Origin of the sequence: Nesterenkonia sp. DZ6 (assembly GCF_022565835.1) — a bacterium.
In the GTDB taxonomy this organism is placed as follows: Bacteria; Actinomycetota; Actinomycetes; order Actinomycetales; family Micrococcaceae; genus Nesterenkonia.
This window is the reverse complement of sequence record NZ_JAJOYW010000001.1, coordinates 1,118,752-1,142,230: the sequence shown is the minus strand read 5'-3', so window position 1 is coordinate 1,142,230 and position 23,479 is coordinate 1,118,752. Positions and strand designations below refer to the sequence as shown.

The 23,479-nt window shown below is 68.4% G+C and carries 23 protein-coding genes; 16 read left to right on the top strand and 7 right to left on the bottom strand.

Annotated features, from left to right (window positions below):
- The first annotated feature begins 51 nt into the window (after positions 1 to 51).
- Positions 52 to 459 (top strand): hypothetical protein, encoded by a 408-nt coding sequence (locus LTH93_RS05125; RefSeq protein WP_241463662.1) that lies wholly within the window; start codon positions 52 to 54, stop codon positions 457 to 459.
- Positions 460 to 462: 3 nt separating this feature from the next.
- Here the strand turns inward: LTH93_RS05125 and LTH93_RS05120 are convergent, their stop codons facing one another.
- The gene (locus LTH93_RS05120; protein WP_241463663.1) at positions 463 to 1,272 is read right to left on the bottom strand and encodes an MBL fold metallo-hydrolase; all 810 of its coding nucleotides are present in this window, start codon (positions 1,270 to 1,272) and stop codon (positions 463 to 465) included.
- Positions 1,273 to 1,310: 38 nt separating this feature from the next.
- Between LTH93_RS05120 and LTH93_RS05115 the strand changes: the two genes are divergently transcribed.
- Positions 1,311 to 2,459 (top strand): glutathione S-transferase family protein, encoded by a 1,149-nt coding sequence (locus LTH93_RS05115; protein ID WP_241470276.1) that lies wholly within the window; start codon positions 1,311 to 1,313, stop codon positions 2,457 to 2,459.
- A 129-nt stretch (positions 2,460 to 2,588) separates the two neighbouring features.
- Positions 2,589 to 3,380, top strand: coding sequence for an SGNH/GDSL hydrolase family protein (locus tag LTH93_RS05110; RefSeq protein WP_241470275.1), 792 nt, complete (start codon positions 2,589 to 2,591; stop codon positions 3,378 to 3,380).
- 30 nt (positions 3,381 to 3,410) lie between these two features.
- Here LTH93_RS05110 and LTH93_RS05105 read toward each other — a convergent pair whose 3' ends face one another.
- Positions 3,411 to 4,706 (bottom strand): aspartate aminotransferase family protein, encoded by a 1,296-nt coding sequence (locus LTH93_RS05105; RefSeq protein WP_241470274.1) that lies wholly within the window; start codon positions 4,704 to 4,706, stop codon positions 3,411 to 3,413.
- 238 nt (positions 4,707 to 4,944) lie between these two features.
- On the opposite strand from LTH93_RS05105, the gene LTH93_RS05100 reads away from it, so the two are divergent.
- From LTH93_RS05100 to LTH93_RS05065, 8 genes are all read left to right on the top strand, one after another.
- Positions 4,945 to 6,423: an NAD-dependent succinate-semialdehyde dehydrogenase gene (locus LTH93_RS05100; protein WP_241470273.1), complete on the top strand. Its 1,479-nt coding sequence runs from the start codon at positions 4,945 to 4,947 to the stop codon at positions 6,421 to 6,423.
- A gap of 179 nt (positions 6,424 to 6,602) precedes the next feature.
- Positions 6,603 to 8,459: a molecular chaperone DnaK gene (gene dnaK, locus LTH93_RS05095; protein WP_241470272.1), complete on the top strand. Its 1,857-nt coding sequence runs from the start codon at positions 6,603 to 6,605 to the stop codon at positions 8,457 to 8,459.
- A 13-nt stretch (positions 8,460 to 8,472) separates the two neighbouring features.
- The gene (locus tag LTH93_RS05090; RefSeq protein WP_241463669.1) at positions 8,473 to 9,234 is read left to right on the top strand and encodes a nucleotide exchange factor GrpE; all 762 of its coding nucleotides are present in this window, start codon (positions 8,473 to 8,475) and stop codon (positions 9,232 to 9,234) included.
- Between the two features lie 31 nt (positions 9,235 to 9,265).
- Positions 9,266 to 10,261: a DnaJ C-terminal domain-containing protein gene (locus LTH93_RS05085; protein ID WP_241470271.1), complete on the top strand. Its 996-nt coding sequence runs from the start codon at positions 9,266 to 9,268 to the stop codon at positions 10,259 to 10,261.
- Between the two features lie 44 nt (positions 10,262 to 10,305).
- Positions 10,306 to 10,740: a heat shock protein transcriptional repressor HspR gene (locus tag LTH93_RS05080; RefSeq protein ID WP_241464414.1), complete on the top strand. Its 435-nt coding sequence runs from the start codon at positions 10,306 to 10,308 to the stop codon at positions 10,738 to 10,740.
- Positions 10,741 to 10,811: 71 nt separating this feature from the next.
- Positions 10,812 to 12,752, top strand: coding sequence for a penicillin-binding transpeptidase domain-containing protein (locus LTH93_RS05075; RefSeq protein WP_241470270.1), 1,941 nt, complete (start codon positions 10,812 to 10,814; stop codon positions 12,750 to 12,752).
- Between the two features lie 2 nt (positions 12,753 to 12,754).
- On the top strand, positions 12,755 to 13,699 hold the full coding sequence (trmB, locus tag LTH93_RS05070; RefSeq protein WP_241470269.1) for a tRNA (guanosine(46)-N7)-methyltransferase TrmB: 945 nt from the start codon (positions 12,755 to 12,757) through the stop codon (positions 13,697 to 13,699).
- Positions 13,700 to 13,805: 106 nt separating this feature from the next.
- The gene (locus tag LTH93_RS05065; protein WP_241470268.1) at positions 13,806 to 13,952 is read left to right on the top strand and encodes a hypothetical protein; all 147 of its coding nucleotides are present in this window, start codon (positions 13,806 to 13,808) and stop codon (positions 13,950 to 13,952) included.
- Here the strand turns inward: LTH93_RS05065 and LTH93_RS05060 are convergent.
- From LTH93_RS05060 to LTH93_RS05050, 3 genes are all read right to left on the bottom strand, one after another.
- The gene (locus LTH93_RS05060) at positions 13,934 to 14,263 is read right to left on the bottom strand and encodes a winged helix-turn-helix domain-containing protein (protein ID WP_370642680.1); all 330 of its coding nucleotides are present in this window, start codon (positions 14,261 to 14,263) and stop codon (positions 13,934 to 13,936) included. The genes LTH93_RS05065 and LTH93_RS05060 overlap by 19 nt on opposite strands.
- Positions 14,264 to 14,383: 120 nt before the next feature.
- Complete coding sequence (locus LTH93_RS13420) at positions 14,384 to 15,421, bottom strand: CPBP family intramembrane glutamic endopeptidase (RefSeq protein WP_241463674.1); 1,038 nt, start codon at positions 15,419 to 15,421, stop codon at positions 14,384 to 14,386.
- Between the two features lie 31 nt (positions 15,422 to 15,452).
- The gene (locus LTH93_RS05050; protein ID WP_241463675.1) at positions 15,453 to 16,244 is read right to left on the bottom strand and encodes a methyltransferase domain-containing protein; all 792 of its coding nucleotides are present in this window, start codon (positions 16,242 to 16,244) and stop codon (positions 15,453 to 15,455) included.
- 167 nt (positions 16,245 to 16,411) lie between these two features.
- On the opposite strand from LTH93_RS05050, the gene LTH93_RS05045 reads away from it, so the two are divergent.
- Positions 16,412 to 17,956, top strand: coding sequence for a hypothetical protein (locus LTH93_RS05045; protein WP_241470267.1), 1,545 nt, complete (start codon positions 16,412 to 16,414; stop codon positions 17,954 to 17,956).
- Positions 17,957 to 17,960: 4 nt separating this feature from the next.
- On the opposite strand, the gene LTH93_RS05040 is transcribed toward LTH93_RS05045, so the two are convergent.
- Both LTH93_RS05040 and LTH93_RS05035 read right to left on the bottom strand, forming a co-directional pair.
- Complete coding sequence (locus LTH93_RS05040) at positions 17,961 to 18,920, bottom strand: DMT family transporter (RefSeq protein WP_241470266.1); 960 nt, start codon at positions 18,918 to 18,920, stop codon at positions 17,961 to 17,963.
- Between the two features lie 11 nt (positions 18,921 to 18,931).
- Positions 18,932 to 19,288 carry a metal-sensitive transcriptional regulator gene (locus LTH93_RS05035; protein ID WP_370642679.1) on the bottom strand — a complete coding sequence of 119 codons (357 nt, stop codon included), beginning with the start codon at positions 19,286 to 19,288 and terminating at the stop codon, positions 18,932 to 18,934.
- 117 nt (positions 19,289 to 19,405) lie between these two features.
- On the opposite strand from LTH93_RS05035, the gene LTH93_RS05030 reads away from it, so the two are divergent.
- From LTH93_RS05030 to LTH93_RS05015, 4 genes are read left to right on the top strand one after another with little or no spacing between them, the layout of a single operon-like run.
- Positions 19,406 to 19,627: a heavy-metal-associated domain-containing protein gene (locus LTH93_RS05030; RefSeq protein ID WP_241463678.1), complete on the top strand. Its 222-nt coding sequence runs from the start codon at positions 19,406 to 19,408 to the stop codon at positions 19,625 to 19,627.
- Positions 19,628 to 19,632: 5 nt separating this feature from the next.
- Positions 19,633 to 21,957 carry a heavy metal translocating P-type ATPase gene (locus tag LTH93_RS05025; protein WP_370642678.1) on the top strand — a complete coding sequence of 775 codons (2,325 nt, stop codon included), beginning with the start codon at positions 19,633 to 19,635 and terminating at the stop codon, positions 21,955 to 21,957.
- A gap of 57 nt (positions 21,958 to 22,014) precedes the next feature.
- Positions 22,015 to 22,884 (top strand): PhzF family phenazine biosynthesis protein, encoded by an 870-nt coding sequence (locus LTH93_RS05020; RefSeq protein ID WP_241470265.1) that lies wholly within the window; start codon positions 22,015 to 22,017, stop codon positions 22,882 to 22,884.
- Entirely contained in the window at positions 22,881 to 23,417 is a 537-nt protein-coding gene (locus tag LTH93_RS05015) for a DUF1648 domain-containing protein (RefSeq protein ID WP_241470264.1), read from the top strand. The genes LTH93_RS05020 and LTH93_RS05015 overlap by 4 nt, the downstream gene beginning before the upstream one ends.
- The last annotated feature ends 62 nt before the right edge of the window (positions 23,418 to 23,479 follow it).

Here is a 23,479-nt window from a genome sequence, read left to right as displayed (position 1 = left end):
TGCACGCGGCGTGCTCCGTCTGGCCTCCGCAGGAACACAACAGGAGGATCATTGCGCTGGAAGAAACGGGCCGCATGGGGTCGGCGTCCCTTGGCGGTCGAAGAGTGGGCGGTGCTCCATGCCGAGGTCATTGCCGAGGACCTGATAGCTGTGGACGACGCGGTGGAGGAGCTCACCGGGTTCATGGACCCCTTCCGTGCCGACGTCGAGGAGGGCCCCCTGGTGGGAGTCACCGACGGCCAGCTCTCTGTCGCCAAGAGAGAGTTCCACGACCAGCGGGGCCGCCGCGGGCTGAAGCTGAGCTTCTACGCCGCAGGGGCGGCGACCGGCACCGGGAACGACGCCTTCGACCGGTTGAACTCCGCGGCTTCGGCGCTGCTGGATCATCTCAATGCCGAGGGCATCACGGTGGAGTCGATCCGCTGGACCGAGGCGGACCACATGACGCGGCCGTTCTAGCGTTCAGCGTTCGCCCAGGTGTTGCAGATGCTGCAGCTGAGCCGCCGCGATCTTGGTCGTGATCCCGGCCGGAAGCCCGGCGCGTTCACCGTAGATCAGCTTTCCCAGGGTCGCCGCATCCAGCGAGGTTCCGTCATTCTCGGCGGTGCGCAGCAGCTCACGGACCTGCTCCAGGCGCTCGATCCGGTGGGCCAGATAGCGCCGAGCCGCCTCGGCCACACTGGGCTGAGCCGGACCATGAGCCGGAAGCAGCCTGGCCCGGGCGTGCTCGCTGAGCCTTCTCAGACTCTGCAGATAGTCAGTGAGCGTCCCGTCGGGGTGATCGAGCATCGTCGTGCCCTCACCCAGAATGGTGTCTCCGGTGAACATCGCCTGTTCATGGCGATCGGCGTCTCCATGCAGCCAGAAGCAGACCGAATCCGAGGTGTGCCCCGGGGTGTGCAGCACGCTCAGCCGCAGGCCGCCCAGCTCGATGATCTCGCCGTCGGTCAGCGCCGCGGCTGGCTGGTCGGGAAGCCCGATGCACTGTTCCCGGCTGTGGCCGCGCACCGGCGCCGCGAAGGCTTCGCTGAAGCTCGCGGCAGCCCCGGTGTGGTCAGCATGACGGTGTGTGACCAGGATCTGTGCGACCCGGCGAGGGCCGACGACGGCGCGCACCTGCGCCAGATGCTCCGGGTGACCGGCCGGCCCGGGATCGATGATCACCACCTGTTGCGCCAGATCGGCGCCCAGGACATAGGTGTTGGTCCCCTGCAGCGTCATCGGGGAGGGGTTCTCGCAGGTGATCCGCTGCACCGGGCTGGCCTGAGACATGATCTCAGCCTACCGATGCCGACGCGTAGGCTGAGCCCATGGCCCAGAACAGCGAATCCCACCAGCACGAGCCGCAGAAGACGGCAGGCACCGAGCACTCCACCAAGGGTGCGTATGTGACCGGGGGAGAGTTCACCCGCGACACCAACTACATCGAGGATCGTGTCGTCGCCGATCCGCAGGCCGCCCAGTCAGCGCCGCAGGAAGCGTCATCCTCCATCGGAGATCCGCGCCTGGCAGGACTCACCGAGGGCGGACAGGCCTGGCCGGTCGAACCGGGCCGCTACCGGCTCGTGGCCGCCCGCGCCTGCCCCTGGGCCCACCGCTCCATCATCATCCGCCGGCTGCTGGGCCTGGAGGACGCGATCTCACTGGGCGCCCCCGGACCCACCCATGACGCGCGCTCCTGGACCTTCGACCTCGACGAGGGCGGGGTGGACCCGGTGCTCGGCACCGAGCGGCTGCAGGAGAACTACTTCGCCCGCTTCCCGGACTACCCGCGCGGGATCACCGTCCCGGCGCTGGTCGATGTCCCCACCGGAGGGGTGGTCACCAACAACTATCCGCAGCTGACCTTCGACCTCTCCACGCAGTGGCGAGAGCACCACCGCACCGGCGCCCCGGACCTGCTCCCGGAGGACAAGCTCGACGAGATGCTGCCGGTGATCAAGCGGATCTTCACCGAGGTCAACAACGGCGTCTACCGCGCAGGCTTCGCCGGCTCACAGAGCGCCTACCAGGACGCCTACGATCGGCTCTTCACCGCACTGGACTGGCTCGAGTCCCACCTGTCCGAACGCCGCTATCTGATGGGCGAGCACATCACCGAGGCCGATGTGCGACTGTTCACCACACTGGTCCGCTTCGACCCGGTGTATCACGGGCACTTCAAGTGCAACCGGAACAAGCTCACCGAGATGCCGAACCTCTGGGCCTACGCCCGAGACCTGTTCCAGACTCCGGGCTTCGGGGACACGGTGGACTTCGACCAGATCAAGCGGCACTACTACGAGGTCCACGAGGACCTCAACCCGACCCAGATCGTCCCGGTCGGACCGGACCTGGGGAACTGGCTGGGCGAGCACGGTCGCGAGGCCCTCGGCGGTTCACCCTTCGGCACCGGTACGGCTCCGGGTCCGGTGGCCGCCTCGGAGCAGCCGGGCGGGGCCAACCCGCTCTACCGCTGATCGGTTGACGCCCATCTGGAGGTCGTCGTCCCACCTGGTGGCGTCGACCCCGCCAGGTTCAGTCCTGGCCAGCCCACCGGTAGGGTTGCTGCAGAGAGTACGCCAGCCGCATGCGAACGGGAGGGCTCAATGTCCGCATCAGATCAACTCGACGGTCCATTTCAGAAACGCTTCGTCGCCCTGGGGGACTCGTTCAGCGAGGGCGTGGCGGACATCGATCCGTCCAGCCCCAACGGGGTGCGCGGCTGGGCCGACCGGGTCGCCGGCCAGCTGATCTCCAACGACTCCTCCTGGGGCTACGCGAACCTCGCGGTGCGCGGCAAGAAGCTCCAGCAGGTCCTCGACGAGCAGCTGGACCCCGCGATCGGTCTGGGCCCCACCCTGGTGACCGTCTACGCCGGCGGCAATGACATCCTGCGCCCCACGGTCAACATCGACGCACTCATGGAGCGCTACCGCTGGGGTGTGGAGAAGCTCATCTCCAGCGGCGCCCGCGTGGTGCTGTTCACCGGGTTCGACTCCGGCCAGGCACCTCTGTTCAAGGCCACCCGCGGCCGGACCGCCATCTACAACGAGCACGTGCGCAAGATCGCCGCAGACCTCGATCTGGACCTGGTCGACTTCTGGCACATGCGGCAGTTCCAGGACTGGCGCTACTGGGACGAGGACCGGATGCACCTGGGCATCGCCGGGCACATGATGATGGCCAAGGAGGTGCTCAAGGTCCTCGGCGAGAAGGACGAGATCGAGGATCCCGAGGTCGACGACTCGCCTCTCGGTTCACTGCCTCAACGCGTCATCAGCGAGCTGACCTGGACCAAGGACTATCTCTACCCCTGGCTCAGGCGACGCGTCGCGCGCACCTCCTCGGGAGACGACATCTCACCGAAGTACCCGCAGCTGACCTCCCGGGTCTGGTAGCCGGAGGGCCGCCTCCGTCGCGCCTGAGTCTCAGGTGACGACGGCGGCCACGGCCTCCGACCACAGCGTCAGCGCCTGGTCCACCTCGGATTCCGAGACCACCAGCGCCGGGATGAAGCGGACCACCTCGCCCCAGGATCCGCAGATCAGCAGCAGCAGCCCACGACGGGCGGCCTCCTGCTGCACCGCCGTCGCGGTGGCAGGGTCCGGGGCGCCGTGCGCATCGCGGAACTCATTGCCCACCATCAGGCCCAGTCCACGCACCTCGGCGATGCGCTCCGCTGCGGCCCGGGCGTTCGCCTCGGCGGCGATCTCGCGCAGGCCCGCGCGCAGCTGCTCGCCGCGCGCCGCGCTGTTCTCCACCAGGCCCTCCTGTGCGATGACCTCCAGCGTGGCCACTGCCGCCGCGCAGGCCACTGCGTTCGCGCCATAGGTCCCGCCCTGGGAGCCCGGCCATGCCTTGCTCATCAGCTCCGCCGAGGCTGCGATCCCGGAGATCGGGAACCCCGAGGCGATGCCCTTGGCGAACATCATGATGTCCGGCAGTCGCGGCGAGCCCTCCGCCACGAAGTGGTCGTGCCCCCAGAACCTTCCGGTGCGCCCGAAGCCGGTCTGCACCTCGTCGATGATCACCAGGATTCCGTGCCGATCGGCACGTTCACGAAGTCCCGCGAAGAACCGCTCATTGCCCGGCACATAGCCGCCCTCACCCAGCACCGGCTCGACCAGGAACGCCGCGGTGTCTGCCGGGTTGGACTGTGTCTGAAGCAGCAGGTCCAGCTCATCGAGCGCGAAGTCAGTGGCCTGCTCCTGGTTCCAGCCGTACTTGCGGTAGTGGCTGGGATTGGGGAACGGCGCGACGACGACGCCGGACATCAACGGGCTGAACCCTGCCCGGAACTTCGTGCCGGAGGTGGTCATCGAGGCCGCCGCCACGGTGCGTCCGTGGAAGCCGCCCTGGAACACCACGATGTTCGGTCGTCCGGTGGCCTGGCGCGCCAGACGCAGCGCCGCCTCAGCCGCCTCGGATCCCGAGTTGGAGAAGAAGACCGAGTCCAGACCTTCCGGGAGCACCTCGGAGAGCCGCTCGGTGAGAGTCAACAGCGGCTGGTGCATGATCGTGGTGTATTGGCCGTGGATCAGGCTCCCCACCTGCGCCTGCGCGGCGGCGACCACATGCGGATGGCAGTGCCCGGTGCTGGTGACCCCGATGCCGGCGGTGAAGTCCAGATGCGGCTGGCCGGCCTCGTCGTAGAGCCACACGCCCTCACCCCGGGTCGCCACCACGGGAGTCGCCTGCTTCAACTGGGGAGACAGCGTCGCCATCGAGAACACCTTTCGGATTGTTGACAATCTTCTTGCAGTTCAGGCTAACGGTCATCGGGGCGCATTGCCAGATATGACGTCGCAGGCCGTGGCGCGCCGTGGCGCGGGACCGGTGGTCCGCCCGGTGCGACACATGGCAGCGGTGTACAGCCAGAACGCATGACCGCGTGCCGCCGGCGGCGTAGGCTGGCCTGCGAAGGCCCACGTCACGCCCATCGCACCCTCTCAAGGAGGACACATGGCAGAGCAGACCATCACCGCAGAACGCGAATCCAGCCTGATCGAGGCCGCTCCCAAGCGCCTCTACATCGGCGGTGAATGGGTGGACGCCGAAGGCGGGGCCACCCTGGATGTCAACGATCCCTCCACCGGCAGGCTGCTCTGCACCGTGGCCGACGCCTCCGCGCAGGACGGCTGGAACGCGCTGAAGGCCGCCGAGGCCGCGCAGCCCGGACTCGCCGCGATGCCGCCCCGGGAGCGCGCGAACATCCTGATGCGCGCGTTCGAGCTGATGCACGAGCGCAAGGATGATCTCGCCCTGCTGATGACCCTGGAGATGGGCAAGCCACTGAGTGACTCCTACGGCGAGGTCGCCTACGCCGCCGAGTTCTTCCGGCACTTCGCCGAGGAGGCCACCCGGATCAGCGGCAGCTACCAGACCGCCCCCGCCGGCGGCGCCCGCTTCCTGGTGACCAAGCAGCCGGTGGGCCCCGCGATCCTGATCACCCCCTGGAACTTCCCGCTCGCCATGGGGACCCGCAAGCTCGGTCCGGCCATCGCCGCCGGCTGCACCTCGGTGATCAAGCCTGCCGAGCTCACCCCGCTGTCGATGCTCGCGCTCGCCGACATCCTGCACGAGGCAGGCCTTCCCGCAGGTGCCGTCAATGTCCTGGTGACCTCCACCTCGGGCAAGGTGATGGAGCCGCTGATCCGCTCCGGCATCGCGCGCAAGCTCTCCTTCACCGGCTCCACCGGAGTCGGGCGCAAGCTGCTGGAGCAGGCCTCCGAGCGGGTGCTGCGCACTTCCATGGAGCTCGGCGGAAACGCAGGTTTCGTGGTCTTCGAGGACGCTGACCTCGACGCGGCCGTGGCCGGTGCGCTGCTGGCCAAGATGCGCAACACCGGCGAGGCCTGCACCGCCGCGAACCGGATCTTCGTCCACCGCTCCGTCATCGATGAGTTCGCGCAGAAGCTCTCCGCAGAGATGGAGAAGCTGCCACTGGGCCGGGGCGTGGAGGACGGTGTGCGCGTCGGGCCGCTGGTCGACGCCAAACAGCTGGACAAGGTCGATGAGCTGGTCACCGACGCGGTCGACGGCGGCGCCAAGGTCCTGATCGGGGGCACCCCGGTGGATCGCGAGGGCTACTTCTACCCGCCCACGGTGCTCACCGACGTGCCCGCCGGAGCGCGGATGCGTCAGGAGGAGATCTTCGGACCCGTCGCTCCGCTGACCCCCTTCGATACCGAGGACGAGGTGGTCGAGTGGATCAACTCCACCGAATACGGACTGGTCAACTACGTCTACACGGAGAGCCTGCGCCGCGGCATCCGCGTCGCCGAGGCCGTGGAGTCCGGCATGGTGGGGCTGAACCAGGGTGCGGTCTCGAACCCCGCGGCCCCGTTCGGCGGGATCAAGGAGTCGGGACTCGGTCGTGAGGGCGGCGACACCGGCATCGAGGAGTTCCTCGAGACCAAGTACATCGGCATCGCCATGTGAGCACCTTGTGGCTGCCTCTGCGGCGGCGCAGAACTCACGCGGGAATGGAATCTGTGAGGCTGTGGTTGGACCGGGAGTAGAAAGTTGAGTCACCTGCACTCAAGTCAGTTTGACACCACGTCGAGCGAGGACAAGACTTGAGTGCAGTTCACTCAACACCGCTCTCGAAAGGAGATCGCATGTCCCGCTCAGTAGGTATCGACCTCGGAACCACCAACTCGGTCGTCACAGTTCTCGAAGGTGGCGAGCCCACCGTCATCGCCAACGCCGAGGGTGCGCGCACCACCCCCTCGGTCGTCGGATTCTCCAAGTCCGGCGAGGTCCTCGTCGGCGAGGTGGCACGCCGCCAGGCCGTGTCCAACCCCGACCGCACCATCGCATCGGTCAAGCGCCACATGGGCACCGACTGGTCTACCGAGATCGACGGCAAGAAGTACACCGCGCAGGAGATCTCCGCCCGCACCCTGATGAAGCTCAAGCACGACGCCGAGTCCTACCTGGGCGAGGACGTCGCCGAAGCCGTCATCACCGTGCCGGCGTACTTCAACGACGCCGAGCGCCAGGCCACCAAGGAGGCCGGAGAGATCGCCGGCCTGAAGGTCTCCCGCATCGTCAACGAGCCCACCGCCGCGGCACTCGCCTACGGCCTGGACAAGGGCAAGGAAGACGAGCTCATCCTGGTCTTCGACCTGGGCGGCGGCACCTTCGACGTCTCCCTGCTCGAGGTCGGCAAGGATGAGGATGACTTCTCCACCATCCAGGTCCGCTCCACCTCCGGTGACAACCGCCTCGGCGGCGACGACTGGGACCAGCGGATCATGGACTGGCTCGTCGCGCAGGTCAAGGCCAAGGAGGGAGTCGACCTCTCCAAGGACAAGATCGCCGTGCCGCGTCTGAAGGAAGAGGCCGAGCGCGCCAAGAAGGAGCTCTCCTCCACCTCCAGCGCCAACATCAACATCCCCTACGCCACCCAGAACGACGGCGTCCCGGTGCACGTCAACGAGACCCTGTCTCGGGCGAAGTTCGTCGACATGACCTCGGACCTGCTGGACCGCACCAAGAAGCCGTTCAACGACGTCATCAAGGAGGCCGGGGTCAAGATCGCAGAGATCGACCACGTGATCCTCGTCGGCGGCTCCACCCGCATGCCCGCAGTCGCCGACCTGGTCAAGCAGCTCGCCGGCAAGGACGCCAACAAGGGCGTCAACCCGGACGAGGTCGTCGCCGTCGGCGCAGCCCTGCAGGCAGGCGTGCTCGCCGGTGAGCGCAAGGACGTGCTGCTCATCGACGTCACCCCGCTGTCCCTGGGCATCGAGACCAAGGGCGGAGTGATGACCAAGCTGATCGAGCGCAACACGGCCATCCCGTCGAAGCGCTCCGAGGTCTTCTCCACCGCCGAGGACAACCAGCCCTCCGTGGCGGTCCAGGTCTTCCAGGGAGAGCGCGAGTTCACCCGGGACAACAAGGCACTGGGCACCTTCGAGCTGACCGGCATCGCGCCGGCGCCCCGCGGCGTGCCCCAGGTCGAGGTCACCTTCGACATCGACGCCAACGGCATCGTCCACGTCTCCGCAAAGGACAAGGGCACCGGCACCGAGCAGTCGATGACCATCACCGGCGGCACCTCGCTGGAGAAGGAAGACATCGATCGCATGGTCGCCGACGCCGAGGCTCACGCTGAGGAGGACAAGGTCCGTCGCGAGGCCGCTGAGAAGCGCAACGCCGCCGAGTCCACCGCCTACTCCGTGGACAAGCTGCTCAAGGACAACGGCGACAAGCTGCCCGAGGAGGTCAAGACCGAGGTCCAGGCCGACGTCGACGAGCTCAAGAAGGCGCTCGAGGGCGAGGACAACGCCGACGAGGTCAACGCCGCGTACGAGAAGCTCCAGGCCTCCCAGGTCAAGATCGGCGAGGCGCTCTACGCGCAGGCCCCGGACGCCGCTGCCAATGGCACCGGCGAGCCCGCGCAGGACGAGGATGAGGACATCGTCGACGCAGAGGTCGTCGACGAAGAGGACGAAGCCGAGAAGAAGTAAGGGGGTCTGACACATGGCAGATCACAAGAACCCTGAGGTTCCCAGCGGCGAAGAGCCCGACGAGCAGGATCCCGTGCAGGACCCGCTGGCCCAGGCCGAGAAGATTCTGCAGGACCTCCCCGTGGAGGACGCCGACCCCCGTGTGGCCGAGGAGCCCGAGCTCACTCAGGCCTCCGCTGAGGACGGCATCACCGGGGGCGTCGAGACCGAGCCCGAAGAGCGGATCCAGGCGGCTGATGAGTTCCTCCGTGGCACGGAGGAGGAGACGATCGCTGACGCCGCCATGGCGATGGACCCGGAGGCGCTCCTGGCCGAGGACAGCATCCGCGAGGATGCTCCTGCCGAGGACGGCGTGCGCGAGGCCGAGCTGCAGGCTGACCTGCAGCGGCTTCAGGCCGAGTACATCAACTACCGCCGACGGGTGGAGCGCGACCGGGCGACCGAGCGCGACCGGACCAAGGGTCAGCTCATCACCGAGCTGATGCCGGTCCTGGACGACATCTCTTCGGCCCGCCAGGCCGGAGATCTCCAGGACGGCCCCTTCGCGCACATCGCCACCCGGCTGGAGTCGGTGCTGCAGAGCCAGGGTCTGGAGGTGTTGGGAGAGATCGGTGAAGCATTCGATCCCAACCAGCACGAGGCCATCATGGCTCAGCCCCATGAAGAGATCCCCGCCGACCACGTGGCCATCGTGCTGCGCGCCGGCTATCGCCACGGGAACCGCCTGCTCCGGGCGGCCCAGGTGATGGTCTCTTCCGGGCCCGAGCAGAGCTGAATCTCTAAGCAGCAGAAAGGAGGGAGGCGCCATGGCCTCACAGGACTGGATCGATAAAGATTTCTACGCAATCCTCGGCGTCTCCCGCGATGCCTCCGAGGAGGACGTCAAGAAGGCGTACCGAAAGCTCGCCCGGAAGCATCATCCCGACAAGAACCCCGGTGATGATGCTGCCGAGCAGAAGTTCAAGGACGTCGCTGAGGCTCACTCCGTGCTGGCTGACAAAGAGCAGCGCGAACAGTACGACGCCGTCCGCGCCATGGGCTCGGGCGCCCGGTTCTCGGGCGGCCCGGGCCCCGGTGGGGGAGGCGGCTTCGAAGATCTCTTCGGCAACCTCTTCAACGGAGGCGCCGGCGGTGCGCGCGGCGGCTCCGGCCGCGGCGGCGCCAGCGGCCCCGACCTCTCGGACCTCTTCGGGGGACCCGGCGGGTTCGGCGGCTCCGGCCGCTTCGGCGGAGGCGGAGCCCCTGCGAAGGGCGCCGACCGCACCGCGCGGACCACCATCTCCTTCGGTGGGGCCATCCGTGGCACCACCGTGGGTCTGCGCGAGCCCGATGGCGGCGTCATCGACGTCCGGATCCCCGCGGGGATCCGGACCGGCCAGAAGGTACGCGTGAAGGGCAAGGGTCAGCGCGGCTCCGGCGGCGCCGGTGACCTCCTGGTCGAGGTCGCCGTCTCCGGCCACAGGTTCTTCGAGCGCGAGGGCGACGACATCCGCATCCACCTGCCTGTGGCCTTCGACGAGGCGGCGCTGGGCACCGCGGTGCAGGTTCCGACGGTCCACGGCGAGAAGGTCAACATCAAGATTCCTGCCGGAGTGACCTCCGGGCGCGTGCTCCGGCTCAAGGGCCACGGCGTGCGCCGGAAGGAGAAGGGCCGCGAGGTCGCCGGCGACATGCTGGTCACGGTTCAGGTGGAGGTTCCCAAGGACCTCTCCGCCGAGGCGGTCGAGGCCGTGAAGGCCTATGCGGAAGCCACCAAGGGGCTCGATCCCCGGAAAGGCCTCGAGGCGAAGGCGGTGCTGTGATGGTGGACCCCCGGATGCGTGACCCCCGGATTCTGGACTCGCGGATGCTCGAGCCCGAACACCGGCACGCGCCGATGTTCGTCATCTCCGTGGCCGCCGAGCTCGCCGACATGCACCCGCAGACGCTGCGCCAGTATGACCGGATCGGTCTGGTCACCCCGCGGCGCCAGGGCGGGCGACATCGCAGATACTCTCCCTACAACATCGAGCAGCTCCGCCAGATCCAGCAGTTCTCCCAGGATGGGGTCTCGCTGGAGGGCATCCGCAGGATCCTCGATCTGCAGAACCGGGTGGAGGTGCTCGAAGAGACGGTGGACGCGCTGCGCCACGAGCTGCGCGAATCGCAGCGGCACTCCACCAAGCCGCGATTCTTCGCCGTGGGTCCGCACGGCGACGTCGTCACCGTCGCCCGTGGACGCCGCGCCAGGGCCAACACCCAGGCGCTGGTCCTCTGGGAGCCCGGCCCTCGTCGTCGCTGACCTGGAGACCCTTTGTGCACACCCCGCGAGTCCTGCCCGAGACGCGCCCACGGTGCCGCAATAATCAGGTCATGTCTGTCTCCTCTCGCTCCCGGCTGATCATTCCGAGCGCGGTGGGGGTCGCGGCTGTGATGGTGCTCACCAGCTGCAGCGTCGACCCGTCCGAGACCGTGGAAGAGGCCGCCGATGCGCTGGCCTCCGCGATCTCCAGCGGTGACTTCTCCGCGCTGAGCTTTGAATCCGGAGACCCCGAGACCATGACGGCGGCCGTGGAGAATCTCCACGCGCCCTTCGAGGAGCTCACCCCTGAGGTGAGCGCCGGCGAGGTCGTGCTCGATGAGCCGCCGGAGGATTCACCCCGCCCGGTCACCGCCACAGTCCCGCTTCAGCACAGCTGGGAACTGGAGGAGCTCGGCATCGAGGGCGAGGCCTGGACCTATGAGACCACCGCCGAACTGGTCTACGACCAGGAGACCGAGGTCTGGGCAGTGGAAGCCACGCCAGAGATCATCATGCCCGACTATGCCGGCACCGAGTCGATCAGCCTGGCCACCACCCCCGCCGACCGTGGCCGGATCATGGACGACGACGGACGGGCCATGGTCTACAACCGCGACGTCGTCCGGCTGGGCATCGACAAGGCCCAGCTCGCCCAGGACGGCGAGCCCGCCGATCAAGATACGCTGCGCTCCTCCGCCGAGGCGCTCGCCGAGCTGGTCGAGATCCCGGTGGACCCCTACGTCGAGAGCGTGCTCGGCGGCGGAGACCTGGCCTTCGTGGAGGCCATCACGCTGCGCCGATCCGAAGACGACGTGACCGCCACCGACGTCGAAGCGATCCCCGGCGCCTCAGGCATCTATGACCAGATGTCCTTGGCGGACTCCCGGGACTTCGCCCCGCTGCTGCTGGGCCGGGTGGGACCGGTGACCGCCGAGTCCCTGGAGGCAGACCCGAGCCTGAGCGTCGGCGACACCATCGGCACCTCCGGCATCCAGGCCTCCTACGAGCAGACCCTGCGCGGAGCTCCGGGGATGGCGATCCAGAAGGACGGCGAGCCCCTGTACTCGGTGGCCCCCGCCGACGGCGGAGACGTGGAGACCACGATGGTGCCGCGGCTGCAGAACCTCGCCCAGGAGATCGTCGAAGATCAGGACGCCTCTGGGGCGATCGTCGCCATCCGACCCTCCGACGGCGGCGTCCTGGCCGCCGCCAGCCACGACCCGGACGGCGGCCAGGTGGAGATCGCCACCCAATCCACCTACGCGCCCGGCTCCACCTTCAAGGTGGTCTCCTCGCTCGCCATGCTGCGCGACGGACTCACCCCCGACACCGATGTGAGCTGCTCGAACCAGACCACCGTGCACGGGCAGTCCTTCGGCAACTACACCGGGTTCCCCTCCGAGTACCTCGGAGACATCCCCTTCCGTGACGCGGTGGCAGTCTCCTGCAACACCGTCTTCGCCGACGCCTACGACGATGTGACCTCTGCGGAGGTCCACCAGGCCGCGCTCGACCTCGGCATCGTCGAGGAGACGCACCTGGGCGTGCCCGCACGGATGGGATCGGTGCCGCAGGACTCCGAGCTCAACCTCCATGCCTCCAATCTCTTCGGCCAGGGCGTGGTGGAGTCCTCCACCTTGGGCATGGCCACCGTGACCGCCTCGATCGCCACCGGCAGGACCGTCCATCCCCACCTGGTCGTGCCGGAGGAGTCGGAGACCCCGGAGAGCGGGATCACAGAAGCCGAGGCCGAGGACCTGCGCACGCTGATGACCGACACCGTGAACTTCGGCTCGCTGGAGTCGCTCGTGGACGTCCCGGGCGAGCGGATCTACGCCAAGACCGGCACCGCGGAGGCAGGGGACGGCGATGACTCCTACTCCCACACCTGGGTCATCGCGATGCAGGGAGACCTCGCCGTGGCGATCTTCCTCGAGGAGGGGGAGTTCGGCGGATCCACCAACGGACCGCTGCTGCAGGAGTTCCTAGAGGGGGCCTCCGCTATCCTGTAGCGGTGACTTCCCAGCCCGACATCTCCCAGCCTGACACCTCTGACCCCAAGAATTCTGACCCCGGGAACACCAATCCCGAGCACGCCGATCCCGAGCACACCGATCCCGGGGACTCCCGACCCCCGCTGCCCATGCGCCGACCGCTCTCCTTCGTCCGGCGCAGCAACCGGCTCAAGCCCAGCTACCAGCGGACCTGGGACGCGGCGCTGGGGGAGGAGCTGCTGGACATCCCGCACGGAGAGCGCGACACCTCCGTGGCCGAGGGCTTCCGCGTCGACTGGGCGGCCGAGTTCGGCCGCACCGCCCCGATCATCGTAGAGATCGGTTCGGGCTCCGGGGAGGCGGTGGCCCATGCCGCCGCCGCCAGTCCGGAGAAGGACTTCCTGGCCATCGAGGTCTACAAGCCCGGCGCCGCCCAGCTGGTCAGCAGGATCCGCCGCGAGGGGCTGAGCAACGTCCGGGTCGCCGTGGCCAATGCGCCCGAGGTCCTGGATCAGCTCTTCGCCCCCGGTCAGGTCGCCGAGGTCTGGATCTTCTTCCCCGACCCCTGGCACAAGAAGAAGCACAACAAGCGTCGGCTCGTCGATGCGGGGTTCATCGAGAGGGTCGCCAGAGTCCTGCCTGCCGGCGGAGTCTGGCGCCTGGCCACCGACTGGTCCGGCTACGCCGTGCAGATGCGCTCGCTGATCGGCGCCTCCTCCCAGTTCAGGAACCTCCATGCGGGGGAGCGGGCGGGGGATGACTCGCCGCTGACCGAGGTCCGCCTCCATGATCTGGACGCCATCTCGATGGGCAAGGAGCCGGCGCCGCTGGAGCTTCACCAGGCCCGGGACGACGACGGCGGCTGGGCTCCCCGGTTCGATGGGCGCGTCCAGACCGACTTCGAGACCAAAGCGCTGGCCGTCGGCCGCAGGATCTTTGACCTGACCTTCATCCGGGAGCCATAGCGCCAGCCCGGAACACCGAAGACGCTCGCGCCCAGTCACACCACGGCGTTCTGCCTGCCACCCTGCCTGGACCCAGGAGGAGTCACGCACGCGCTGCGGGAGAAATATGCCGCACCCGCCGGTGAGCAGCACGGTGAGCAACGTGGTGCTCGACGGCGTGCAGCGCTTCGACTTCGCCACCGGTGGGTGGGGCGGCGGCTGTGATCCGGAGACCGGCGGAGACGCTCTCGTGGGTCAGACCACCAGCCGGTAGCCGCGCTTGACCACGGTCTTGACCATCGACGGGTCAGGCAGTGATTGGCGCAGCCGCGAGACCCACATCTCAAGGGCGTGCTCTGAGCCGCAGTGCGGCAGCACCGCCAGCAGGTGTTCCCTGGAGAGCACGGCACCTTGGGCCTTCATCAGCGCGCGGAGCAGTGCCAGCGGACCCGGTGCCAGCTGGACCGGAGCCGCGTCACGATGCGGCAGGTGCAGAGTGTCGCCGCGGACCTTCATCTCCCCGGATCGGGTGTGCAGACGCAGCGCAGAGTCTCCCGCCACCGGCTGCTCGGCCGGAACCATCATCGCCGCTCCTCCCCGTGAGGCCTGGGGTCCAGGCAGCTGCTGGGCTGCCTGGACCCCAGGCTAGAGGGAGGGCGTTTCTCCGCGTTGTCGGCGGTGTGACGCTGATGTGTCCGGGACTCCTCAGCGACGCTCCTGTGAATTCTGCGGAAAGGCGCGGCGGGCGAAGATCAGCAGCCCCAGCAGCAGCAGCCCCGGCAGGATCCAGCCGGAGAGCCCCTGCAGCGTGGCCTGACGCAGGTCCACCATCTCGCCTGCGCTGGCGAACCAGAAGTGCAGGATCGCCGCGGCCGAGATCATCGACTGCGCGAACGCGGCGGGCCAGATCGAACCGGACTGCATCCGCAGCCAGGCGAGCACCCCGCCGATGATGATCGCGTAGCCGAGCATCAGCGCCAGCGCCTGGAACACCGGGGTCTGGTCATAGAAGAACCCAGCCGCCAGCAGCGGGGCGTACCAGAGCCCGGAGATCACCCCGGTGAGCACGACGGCGGCGCGAGGGCCCCAGCGCAGCTGCAGCCGGGGGAAGAGGTAGCCGCGCCAGCCCATCTCGATCCCGGCGTGGAGGAACACGCCCAGCACCGCGGCGGAGAAGATCACCCCGACCTCCACCAGCATGCCGGTGGCGATGAACTCGGTGGCGTCCTGGCCGAGCCGCGAGCTCAGGTCCTGCACGAAGATCGGCATCGAGGGGTCGAAGGGGTAGACCCCGAGCGCGCCGCCCAGCGGCAGCGCCGCGAAGCTGAAGGCGAAGAAGAGCAGCAGTCCCAGCACGGACCAGCTCAGGAGCCGGCGCACCGGGCGCAGCGGGGTGATTCCCAGCGCGTCGGTCACGCTCTGTGGTCTTAACACCCGGGCGGGCTGCGCAGTCTCCACAGAGACCGCATTCTCCCCGGGGGCCACATCCCCATGATGGCCGTAGAGCACGCCGAGCGGCTGACGGCGCTCCAGCACATAGGCGGTCACCGCGGCCAGCGCCGGGGTGAGCATGAAGAGGTTGTAGTACACACCGAGCGGTGCGCTGTTGCGCTCCTCCGGGCTCATCAGCACCATGGGCAGGGCGATCAGCCAGCCGAGCGTCAGCGCCACCAGCACGAAGGTGCTCAGGATGACGAGGGGAGTGCGCGGCGTCGTGGTCAGGGCGGAGGCAGGAACAGTCACGCGAGAACCCTACCGGCTCAGCCTGGAATGCTCAGCCGCGCCCGGTGCTGCGCCGGGCGATGAAGAACAGCCGCCGGAACGGCAGGATCGTGCCGATCCTGGTCGCCGGGTAGGCCTCGCGCAGCGCGGCCTTGTACTCCGTGATGAACTCCTCGCGCACATCGGCGGGGAGAGCCTCGAGCACCGGACGCGCCGCCGCCGCAGAGATCCAGTCGAACACCGGGTCCTCACCCTGCAGCACGTGGTGGTACCGGGTCTCCCAGGCCTCGACCTCCCATCCGGGCAGGGAGACGTCGAGCATGTACTCACTCAGCTCCGAGGTGGGCTTGAGCAGCGACTCCGGGTCGATGTGCGCGGCATAGGGGCTCTTCGCGGCGAACTGGGCGAGCAGCTGGTGGCTCGGGGCGTTGAAGTTGCCCGGAACCTGGACCGCCAGCGCGCCGCCGGCGGCCACATTGTCCATGATGGAGGGCAGCAGCTCGCGGTGCTCGGGGATCCACTGCAGCGCGGCATTGGAGACGATCAGATCCGCTTGTCGTTCAAGGTCCAGATCCCTGATGTCCGCGCGGGTATAGGAGATCCGATCGTCATCGGTCGCCTCGCCGGCTCGCTGAAGCATCTCCTCCGAGGAGTCGATTCCGGTGATCCATGCCTTGGGCCACATCCCGCGCAGCACCGGCATCCCGTTGCCGGGCCCGCATCCGAGGTCCACGATTCGGTCTGCCTGGGGGGCTCGCACACGCTGGAGCAGGTCGATGAAGGGCTGGGTTCGTTCGGAGGCGTAGGTCAGATACGCACCCGGGTTCCACTGGGTACTGGGCATGGTCCGAGTCTAAATCGGGGTGCTGGCGCGCCGCGCGGGGGTCGACACAATCCGACACCGGGTCGCGTTGGCCGCGGAGGGTGGTGTAGCCGGGAGGCGGCGTGACCCCGGCGGACAGTAATGCGAACGAGTTGCAATTAAGCTGGCTCTAAACAAGAATGATTCGCATGAACACCAGACGCCTCACTCTGCCCTCCGTCTTCATGATCTCCGCCCTGGCACTTGTCTCCTGCGCCGACGGTGCGTCCGGGGATGGCCAAGCCGCTGAGGGGGAGACCGCCGCATCCGCTGAGCCGACCGCGGCCTCCGATGTCGCCGACGACGCCGACGACACCTCCGACGGCGAGGACGAGGCGGCTGCTGAAGCTGCCGTCGTCGAGCCCTCCGACCGGGAGACCCTTGCCGCCGGCGGCCCCAGCCCACGCCTGGCGATCACCCACGACGGCGGGGTCTCGGTGCTCGACGGCGCGAGTCTGGAGGTGCTCAGCGAGCACCAGGCAGAAGGCTTTCTCCGAGTCAACCCTGCCGGCGATGGTCGGCACTTCTTCCTCAGCGAGGGTGAGACCTTCCGGCTGATCGACGGCGGCACCTGGGGCGAGCCGCATGGGGATCACAATGATTACTTCACCACCGATCCGCACCTCAGCGATGTGACCGTGGATGGTCCCGCTCCTGGGCACGTGGTCTCCCACGACGGTGTCGGCACGCTGTTCTTCGACGGCAGCGGCGAGATCCACAGCTATGAGCTCGCTGAGCTCTCCGACCTCGACCTCGGGGCTGACTCGGAGCTGGAGACCGAGGTGGCCGAGACGCAGGAGGCGCACCACGGCGTGGCCGCGGTCTTCGCCGACGGAGGTCGCTTCGAGACCCTGGGCGATGAAGATGGCAGCAACGGTGCGCGCGTGCTGGACGCCGACGGCGAGGAGGTCGCGCGCAGCGAGGAGTGCCCCGGGCTGCACGGCGAGGCGGCAGGCCCCGAGGGCATGATCGCGGTGGGCTGCGAGGACGGCGTGATGGTCTTCGACGGCGCCGAGTTCTCCAAGATCGCCGCCGCTGAAGAGTATGCGCGCATCGGCAACCTCTTCCCGGCCGAGGACTCCTCGATCTTCCTAGGGGACTACAACACGGATGAGGACGGCGAAGAGCCGATGACCCAGGTCGCACTCGTGGACGCCGCAGATGAGGAGATCTCCCTGGTCGACCTCGACGCCGCCTATAACTTCCGATCCCTCGCCCGCGGACCTGAGGGCGAAGCCCTCGTCCTCGCCGAGGACGGCCAGCTGCACGTGATCGATGCAGAGACCGGGGAGCACGCCGACCATCTGGAGATCATGGGGGAGTGGACCGAGCCGGAGGAGTGGCAGGAGCCGAGCCCGGCCATCCGCGTGGTGGGCGACATCGCCTACATCACCGAGCCCGACGCGCAGGCGCTGCACATGGTGGATCTCGGCTCGATGGAGATCATCAACTCAGCCGAGCTGGACTTCACCCCGAACGAGATCGCCGCGGTCGACGGTCGGCCGGCCGAGGGGGCGGCGGAACATGAGGGTGAACACGGGGAGGACGAGGCCCACGAGGGGCATGGCCACACCGACGACGAGCACGACGATGGTGAGCCCGCCGAAGGCGAGGATGCCGATGACGAGCACGCCGATCATGATCACGCTGAAGACCAGCCCGCCGATGACGAGCACGACGATCATGATCACTGATCCCTCAGTGTCGCGAACTCAGTCCGCTCTCCACGGCTGAGTCCACAGGAAGGGTCGGGGGCACCACGCCTCCGGCCCTTCTTCGTGCCGCCGCTGCGGTCCACCAGGCTCCGCCGATGATCATCGCGCAGCCCATCAGCTGCCAGGCGCTGGGGATGTCGGCGAAGAGCACCGCGGCCAGTGCCACCGCGAAGACCGCGGAGAGCAGCATCAGCGTGCTGGACGCGGTCTCGGAGATCGCGGTCATGGCGACGTTGAAGCACAGGTAGGTGAGCACCTGGCCCACGAAGGCCAGCGCAAGCATCGCCCCCCATCCGCCCAGCCCCTCCGGCACCTCCAGGCGACCAAGTCCGGTGGCGGCCAGCGCGGTGGTGACCCCTGCCGAGAGGCATACCAGGCTGAGGATCGTGAAGGGTGCGGACTTGTGGCGCCGAGACTCCTTGGGCGCGGTGCGCCGGATGATCGCCAGGTACAGCGCATACCCGGTGCCTGCCGCGAGTCCGGCCAGCACCCCCGCGAGCTGGACGTTCCCCAGATCCAGTGCGCCGGCGGTAAGCGCCACCCCGGCGAGCATCAGCGGGATGATCAGCGCCAGCTGGCGCATCGGCCGCACGCCCTCCATGGCCCACGCGATCAGCGGCAGGATCACGACCTGCACATTGATCAGCACGGTTGCGATGCCGGGCCCGATCATGTTGATCGAGGTGTTGTAGAAGCTGTAGTCCACGCCCAGCGCGACCCCGGCGATCAGCGCTCCGACCAGTGTGCGGCGCGAGAGCTTGGCCCTTCCCCTGCGGCGCAGCAGCTCCCAGGCCGCCAGCGGCAGCAGCATCGGCACCGCGAGCAGGCAGCGCCAGGCTGCGACGCTCAGCGGCTCGCCGTCGATCGCGGAGATCATCGCCGCAGAGGCGGCCATGGCGAGGGTGCCCACCACCATCAGGGCTACGCCGCGTGCGGGAGTCATCATAAGAGTGGTCAGGACTTCACGAGGCGGCGGATGGCTGCCGTGGCTTCCTGGATCTTCTCCTCGGCCTCATCCCCGCCGACGGCGACCGCGTCGGCCACGCAGTGCCGGAGGTGGTCTTCCAGCAGCGCCATCGCCACGTTCTCCAGCGCCGCCGTGGTGGCGCTGATCTGGGTGAGGATGTCGATGCAGTAGGTGTCCTGCTCCACCATCCGGTGGATCCCGCGGGCCTGCCCCTCGATCCGGCGCAGTCGCCCCAGGTAGCGGTCCTTCTGCGTCATATAGCCATGATGCTGCTCCTGGGTCGCAGTGTCGGCAGGGGCATTGGCAGGGATGTTGCCAGGGTCGTCGAGCGCTGCGCTGTCCATGGATCCTCCTCAGGTGGCCGAGGCCACCACTATATGAGCTGTGTTCCACAAATATACCCTGAGGGGGTATATTTGAGAATGTTCTTGCACCACCATTCGTCTGCCGAGGAGCCCATCATGACCGACACCCGCCGCTACAGCGTCACTGGAATGTCCTGTGGACATTGCGAGAGCGCCATCCGGGCAGAGGTCGAGCAGCTCCCCGGCGTCTCCGGCCTGGAGGTCAGCGCGGACACGGGGCGCCTGGAGATAGCTGTCACCGACGACGCAGTCCTCACCGACGAGACCGTCCTCGCCGCCGTGGACGAGGCCGGCTACGACGCCGTGCGCCAGCTGTGAGCTCGGTGAGCACCGGGCGCATCGAGCTCGAGATCGGCGGGATGACCTGCGCCGCCTGCGCGCAGCGCGTCGAACGAAAGCTCAACAAGCTCGACGGTGTCACGGCCACCGTCAACTACGCCACCGAGAAGGCTGCTGTCCAGATTGCGGATTCCGCAGACCGCGACGCCGCCGACCGCAGCTCCGTCGACCGCGACTCCACCGTCGCGGAGCTCATCGCGGCGGTGGAGAAGACCGGATACAGCGCCCAGGAGCCGGCGCCGCTCACCGAGGAGCCCTCCGCTGCGAGCCCGGCCGCGCGGGAGCTGGTCGGGCTGCGTCGTCGTCTGCTGATCTCCGCCGTGCTCACCGTGCCCGTGGTGCTGCTCGCCATGATCCCGGCGCTGCAGTTCCCCTGGTGGAACTGGGTCTCGCTGGCACTGACCCTGCCGGTGGTGCTCTGGGCCGGGTGGCCCTTCCACCGCGCCGCGGCGCTGAATGCGCGCGCCGGCGCCGCCACCATGGACACGCTCATCTCACTGGGCACGCTCGCGGCGCTGCTCTGGTCGCTCTACGCCATGATCTTCGGCGCTGCCGGTGACCCGCGGCTGCGGCACGAGTTCGTGTTCTTCGCCGAGCCGCCCTGGCTCTCCGACGCCGCCCACCACATGGGCGCTGCCAGCATCTACTACGAGGTCGCCGCTGCGGTGACCGTCTTCCTGCTGCTGGGCAGGTACTTCGAGAAGCGCTCCAAGTCCAGCGCCGGGCAGGCGCTGCGCTCGCTGCTCAACATGGGAGCCAAGGAGGTCTCGGTGCTGCGCGACGGCTCCGAGGTGCTCATCCCGGTGCGCGAACTCGCCGTCGGGGACGAGTTCATCGTGCGCCCAGGGGAGAAGATCGCCACCGACGGCACCGTGGTCACCGGCGCGTCCGCGGTGGACATGTCGATGCTCACCGGAGAATCGGTGCCGGTGGAGGTCACCCAGGGTGACAGCGTCACCGGGGCCACGATGAACTCCTCCGGACGACTGATCGTCCGTGCCTCGAGGGTCGGTTCCGACACCCAGCTGGCCCAGATGGCCCATCTGGTTGAGGAGGCGCAGTCGGGCAAGGCCCAGGTCCAGCGGCTGGCAGACCGGATCTCCGGGATCTTCGTGCCCATCGTGCTGGTCATCGCGCTGGTCACCCTGCTGATCTGGCTGTTCCTCGGCCCCTCTGCGGAGTTCGCGTTCACCGCCGCCGTGGCCGTGCTGATCATCGCCTGCCCCTGCGCGCTCGGGCTGGCCACACCCACCGCACTGCTGGTGGGCACCGGCCGCGGCGCGCAGCTGGGGATCCTCATCCGCGGCCCCGAGGTCCTCGAGGCCTCGCGCGGCATCGACACAGTGGTGCTGGACAAGACCGGCACGGTGACCACGGGGGCGATGAAGCTCGCCGCGATGCACTCGGCACGCGCCTGGAGCGCTCCGGATTCCGCTGACGACGACGCCGAGCTGCTCCGTCTCGCCGGCGCGCTGGAGTCAGCCTCCGAGCACCCGATCGCCCGCGCCGTGACCAATGCGGCGCGCGAGACCCTCGGCTCGACCTCCGGGAAGCTGTCTGAGGCGAGCGATTTCACGAACCACCAGGGGTATGGCGTCTCCGGGACGGTCTCCGGGCGCACGGTGACGGTGGGCCGCCGCGAGCTGCTGCGCCAGCAGGGGATCGAGCTTCCGGCCGAGGTCGCCGGGCTGCTCGCCCAGGCCGAGTCGCAGGGATCGACCCCGGTCCTGGTCGCAGTCGACGGCAGCTTCGCCGGGGTTCTGATCGTCTCGGATGCGGTCAAGGACACCTCCGCCGAGGCCGTGGCCCGCTTCTCTGCCATGGGACTCTCTACGGTGCTGCTCACCGGTGACAACGCCGGCGCCGCAGACCGGGTGGCCGCCGAGGTCGGCATCGATGAGGTCATCGCCGAGGCGCTGCCGCAGGACAAGGTGGCCGCGATCATCCGGCTCCAGGAGCAGGGACGGACAGTGGCCATGGTCGGCGACGGCGTCAACGACGCGGCCGCGCTGGCCCAGGCGGATCTGGGCATCGCCATGGGCACGGGCACCGATGTGGCGATCAACGCCGCGGGGATCACTGTCATGCGCGGAGACCTGCGCTCGGTCGTCGATGCTCTGGCGCTCTCGCGCCGGACACTTCGAGTGATCAAGTCCAACCTGTTCTGGGCCTTCGGCTACAACGTCGCCGCCATTCCGCTGGCCGCGCTGGGCCTGCTCAACCCGATGCTCGCCGGCGCCGCGATGGTGTTCTCCTCGCTCTCGGTGGTGGGCAACAGCCTGCGGCTGCGCGGGTTCAAGGGCGTCTGAGCAGAATCTCCGTGGCGTCAGGGTGCCGCGCCGCGGAACCCTGTCTAAGATGAGCCCATGTTGAAGCCATTTCGCCAGGTCGACGTCTTCGGCGACGGACCATTCATGGGCAATCCCGTCGCGGTGATCGCCGAGGCCGAGGGCCTCAGCGACGAGCAGATGCGCACCATCTCGCGCTGGACCAATCTCTCCGAGTGCACCTTCCTGCTGCCGCCGACCACGCCGGAGGCGGACTACCGGGTGCGGATCTTCGCCCTGGACAAGGAGCTGCCCTTTGCCGGGCACCCCACGCTGGGCTCGGCGCGCGCCTGGCTGGACCTCGGGCACGAGCCGCGATCAGCCGGCGTCGTCGTCCAGGAATGCGGTGTGGGTCTGGTTCCGGTGCAGATCGGCGATCACACGCTCTCCTTCGGCGCACCCGGCCTGGTGCGGTCGGGGCCGATCCCGAAGGCGGCCCGCGAGATGCTCACCGACGCGCTCGGCATCACCCCTGATCAGGTGCTGGACGCGGCCTGGGTGGACAACGGTCCCGGGTGGGTCGCACTGCTGCTGGACAGCGCCGAGACCGTGCTGGGCGTGACCCCGGATCTGGGCAGGATCACCGATCCGGAGTACCGCTTCCTCGGTGTGGTCGCCCGGCAGCCCGAGGGTGCGGACACCGCTCTCGAGCTGCGCGCCTTCTTCCCAGACGACACCGGCGCGCTGCGCGAGGATCCGGTCACCGGAAGCCTGAACGCCTCGGTGGCGCAGTGGCTGGAGTACTCGGGCAAGATGTCTCCGCCCTACGTGGCCAGCCAGGGCACGGTGCTGCAGCGTCGCGGCCGGGTGCACATCGAGGGCGAGGGCGAGTCGCTCTGGGTCGGCGGCCGGACCGATGTCGCGGTCAGCGGAACCATCGAGGTGGGGGAGCTCGGCCCATCGGTGTGATCCAGGCTCGCGGCGCGACGCTCATTCCGGGCAGGCTCGCGCTGATCGTCGGCCTGCTGGTCTATACGGGGGTGCTCGCCTGGATCGCGCTCGACGGACCAGATCCGCTGCCCGCGCATCTCGGCTTCGATGGGACACCTACACGCTGGGCGTCCAAGACCTGGGTTCTCAGCGCCGCGGCAGTCACAGGGGCGGTGGTGTTCGCGGTGGTCCTCGGCTGCCGAGTGCTGATCAGCCGCGTGAGCCCCGAGCTGCTTTCGCTGCCCTCGACCAGCGCCGAAGCGTACTGGACCACGCCGGAGCGCCGGCCGGAGCTGAACCGGCGGATGAGTTCGGATCTCGAGCTGATCTTCGGCGCCACCTACCTGCTGCTCGCCTGGATCGCCGCCGGGCTGGTGCGCGCGGCCGACGGTTCGGGTGATCCCACGCTGACCGTGGCGATCCTGGTCTACGCCGCGGTGCTCGTGGGGGTCACCCTGATGATGTTCAGGAGCCGGCGCTACCGAGCTCCGGAGGGCTGGGCTGATGACTGAGTCGACGGCGCCAGGGTCCCCGACCGCGCTGATCCGGCGGCTGCGCTGATCCGGCGGCCGCG

Coding starts and splice junctions, on each gene's coding strand:
- dnaK (WP_241470272.1), top strand. CDS start 6,603: ATGTCCCGCTCAGTAGGTATCGACCTCGGAACCACCAACTCGGTCGTC.
- LTH93_RS05050 (WP_241463675.1), bottom strand. CDS start 16,244: ATGCCCAGTACCCAGTGGAACCCGGGTGCGTATCTGACCTACGCCTCC.
- LTH93_RS05020 (WP_241470265.1), top strand. CDS start 22,015: ATGTTGAAGCCATTTCGCCAGGTCGACGTCTTCGGCGACGGACCATTC.
- LTH93_RS05075 (WP_241470270.1), top strand. CDS start 10,812: ATGTCTGTCTCCTCTCGCTCCCGGCTGATCATTCCGAGCGCGGTGGGG.
- LTH93_RS05115 (WP_241470276.1), top strand. CDS start 1,311: ATGGCCCAGAACAGCGAATCCCACCAGCACGAGCCGCAGAAGACGGCA.
- LTH93_RS05065 (WP_241470268.1), top strand. CDS start 13,806: ATGCCGCACCCGCCGGTGAGCAGCACGGTGAGCAACGTGGTGCTCGAC.
- LTH93_RS05035 (WP_370642679.1), bottom strand. CDS start 19,288: ATGGACAGCGCAGCGCTCGACGACCCTGGCAACATCCCTGCCAATGCC.
- LTH93_RS05105 (WP_241470274.1), bottom strand. CDS start 4,706: ATGGCGACGCTGTCTCCCCAGTTGAAGCAGGCGACTCCCGTGGTGGCG.
- LTH93_RS05030 (WP_241463678.1), top strand. CDS start 19,406: ATGACCGACACCCGCCGCTACAGCGTCACTGGAATGTCCTGTGGACAT.
- LTH93_RS05100 (WP_241470273.1), top strand. CDS start 4,945: ATGGCAGAGCAGACCATCACCGCAGAACGCGAATCCAGCCTGATCGAG.
- LTH93_RS05090 (WP_241463669.1), top strand. CDS start 8,473: ATGGCAGATCACAAGAACCCTGAGGTTCCCAGCGGCGAAGAGCCCGAC.
- LTH93_RS05080 (WP_241464414.1), top strand. CDS start 10,306: ATGCTCGAGCCCGAACACCGGCACGCGCCGATGTTCGTCATCTCCGTG.
- LTH93_RS05085 (WP_241470271.1), top strand. CDS start 9,266: ATGGCCTCACAGGACTGGATCGATAAAGATTTCTACGCAATCCTCGGC.
- LTH93_RS05120 (WP_241463663.1), bottom strand. CDS start 1,272: ATGTCTCAGGCCAGCCCGGTGCAGCGGATCACCTGCGAGAACCCCTCC.
- LTH93_RS05060 (WP_370642680.1), bottom strand. CDS start 14,263: ATGATGGTTCCGGCCGAGCAGCCGGTGGCGGGAGACTCTGCGCTGCGT.
- LTH93_RS05110 (WP_241470275.1), top strand. CDS start 2,589: ATGTCCGCATCAGATCAACTCGACGGTCCATTTCAGAAACGCTTCGTC.
- LTH93_RS05045 (WP_241470267.1), top strand. CDS start 16,412: ATGAACACCAGACGCCTCACTCTGCCCTCCGTCTTCATGATCTCCGCC.
- LTH93_RS05040 (WP_241470266.1), bottom strand. CDS start 18,920: ATGACTCCCGCACGCGGCGTAGCCCTGATGGTGGTGGGCACCCTCGCC.